Annotated in this window: 3 protein-coding genes; all 3 read left to right on the plus strand. The window is 73.3% G+C overall.

Features of this window, described 5'->3' with window-relative positions:
* A partial coding sequence (locus tag B7767_RS32200; RefSeq protein WP_256923642.1) for an alpha/beta fold hydrolase occupies positions 1-889 on the plus strand: 889 nt, incomplete at its 5' end.
* Between the two features lie 22 nt (positions 890-911).
* Positions 912-2,141 (plus strand): crotonyl-CoA carboxylase/reductase, encoded by a 1,230-nt coding sequence (gene ccrA / locus B7767_RS32205; RefSeq protein WP_085575217.1) that lies wholly within the window; start codon positions 912-914, stop codon positions 2,139-2,141.
* A gap of 65 nt (positions 2,142-2,206) precedes the next feature.
* Positions 2,207-2,404 carry an antitoxin gene (locus B7767_RS32210; protein ID WP_085575218.1) on the plus strand — a complete coding sequence of 66 codons (198 nt, stop codon included), beginning with the start codon at positions 2,207-2,209 and terminating at the stop codon, positions 2,402-2,404.
* Positions 2,405-2,492 lie beyond the last annotated feature (88 nt).

Below are 2,492 nucleotides of genomic sequence, written 5' to 3' on the forward strand. Positions count from 1 at the left end.
CCTCGCCACGGCCGACCAGCCGGACGAGGAGACGCCGGACGGCGGTGCTTCCGCGCTCGGCCCGCTGCTGCCGCTGCGCGCCGAGGGCACCGCCACGCCCCTGTTCTGCGTCCACCCCGGCGCGGGCGTCGCCTGGCGCTACACGGGCCTGCTGCCCCATCTCGGCGGCGACCAGCCCGTCCACGGCATCCAGGCGGCCGGCCTCGACGGCACCCGGCCGCCCGCACCGGACGCCGCCGCCATGGTCGCCCACTACCTCGACCTGGTACGCCGGGTGCAGCCCCACGGCCCGTACCGGCTGCTGGGCTGGTCCTACGGCGGATTCGTCGCGCACGCCATGGCCTGTGCCCTGCAACGCGACGGCGAGCAGGTCGAACTGCTCGCCATGCTCGACGCGCCCCAGCCGCACGGCACGGCCCACGACCCCGACGCGGCCGAACGCCAGGTCGTGGCCCTGCTGTCCAGGGTGACCGGCCTCCCGGCCGACACGGGGGCTCCGGTGGAGGCCCTCCTGGACCGGATCGACGCCCGTGTCACGGCCGACCCGGCGAGCGTACCCGTCACACGCGCCGAGGCCGCCGCCATCGCCGCCGTGATGCGCAACAACCTGCGCATCGCGCCCCAGTTCGCCCCCGGCGTCTACCGCGGTGACGTGCTGTTCTTCAGCGCCACCGAGGAACAGCCCGCCGACTCCCCGGCCGACTTGGCGGTGCTGCCCGGAAAGGCCGACAGCTGGCGGCCCCACGTCGACGGAACCCTCCACGACCACCGAGTGCCCTGCGGCCACTACGAGATGACCGAACCCGAACCGATCGCCCGCATCGGCGAAGCGGTCGCCAAGGCCCTGCGCGGCCTCGGTGACCGGGCCGCCACACCCCCCTCCCCCTGAACCCGCGTTGAGGAGAACCAGCGTGAGAGCGACCCAGGACCTCTACGAACTCGGCGACGCGCCCGAGATCGGCACCGTACCGAAGCAGATGTACGCCTCGCTCATCCGCCGTGAGCGTTACGGACAACCCGTCGACGCCTTCCGCACCGAGGTGGTCGACGTCCCGCCCGTGGGCCGCGGACAGGTCCTGGTGAAGGTCATGGCGGCCGGCATCAACTACAACAACGTCTGGGCGGCACTGGGTTCGCCGCTCGACGTGATCGCCGCCCGGCAGAAGGCCGGCGCCACCGAGGACTTCCACATCGGCGGCTCGGACCTGTCCGGGATCGTGTGGGCGGTCGGCGAGGACGTGCGCGGGGTGCGGCTCGGCGACGAGGTCGTCGTCCTCGCCAACCGCTGGGACGAAAGGGCCGAGGACATCCGCCTCGGCGGCGACCCCACCTGGTCCGCCAGCCAGCGGGTGTGGGGCTACGAGGAGAACCACGGCTCCTTCGCCCAGTTCGCCGTCGTCGACGACTACATGTGCCACCCCAAGCCCGCCCGGCTGTCCTGGACGGAGGCCGCCTGCTACATGGCGACCGCCGCCACCGCCTACCGCCAGCTCTTCGGCTGGCCGCCGCACACGGTGCGCCCCGGCGACCCGGTGCTGATCTGGGGCGGCGCCGGCGGTCTCGGCTGCATCGCCATCCAGCTCGTCCGGCACGTCGGCGGCATCCCCGTCGCGGTCGTCTCCAGCGAGGAACGCGGCGAGTTCTGCCTCAAGCTGGGCGCCGAGGGCTTCATCGACCGGCGGAGGTTCGACCACTGGGGGCGGCTGCCGGACACCACCGACGAGGCGGCGACGGGCCGGTGGCTGTCGGGAGCCCGCGCCTTCGGGCGGGCCTTCTGGGAGGTGCTGGGCGAGCGCCGCAGCCCGCGCATCGTGCTGGAGCACTCCGGCGCCGACACCGTCCCCACGTCCCTGTACCTGTGCGACAACGGCGGCATGGTCGTCCTGTGCGGCGGTACCACCGGCTACAACGGCGACGTCGACCTGCGTTTTCTGTGGATGCGGCAGAAGCGCCTGCAGGGCTCGCACGTCGCCACGGCCCGCGAGGCGCGCGAGGTCACCCGACTGATCGACCAGGGGATCATCGACCCCTGCCTGTCCCGGACCTTCGCTTTCGACGAGATCGGGCTCGCCCACCAGCTCATCCACGACAACCGGCACCCGGCGGGGAACATGGCCGCCCGGGTGGGCGACACGGGGTGATTCGCACGCGTCCTGAGGGGTACCTGCGGCGGTGTACGGCACACGCGCACCCCCGGAGGTACCCCATGGGCAAGCTGGGCGACATGATGAACAAGGCCAAGCAGATGGCCAAGGGCCACCCCGACCAGGCCGACAAGGGCGTCTCGGGCGCCGAGCGCATGGTCGACGAGCGCACGGGCCGCAAGTACGACGCCAAGACCGACAAGGCCGCCGACGCGGCGCGGCGTTCCTACCGGGACGGCGGCACGACGCCGGAGCGCTGACCCGGCCCCCGCCCGTCCCCGGCGTACCGGGGGCGGGCGGCGTCCGGTCAGCCGCGGACGCCGCCCCGGCCGGTCACGTGGCTGAAGA

Origin of the sequence: Streptomyces sp. 13-12-16 (assembly GCF_002114215.1) — a bacterium.
Taxonomy (GTDB): Bacteria; Actinomycetota; Actinomycetes; order Streptomycetales; family Streptomycetaceae; genus Streptomyces.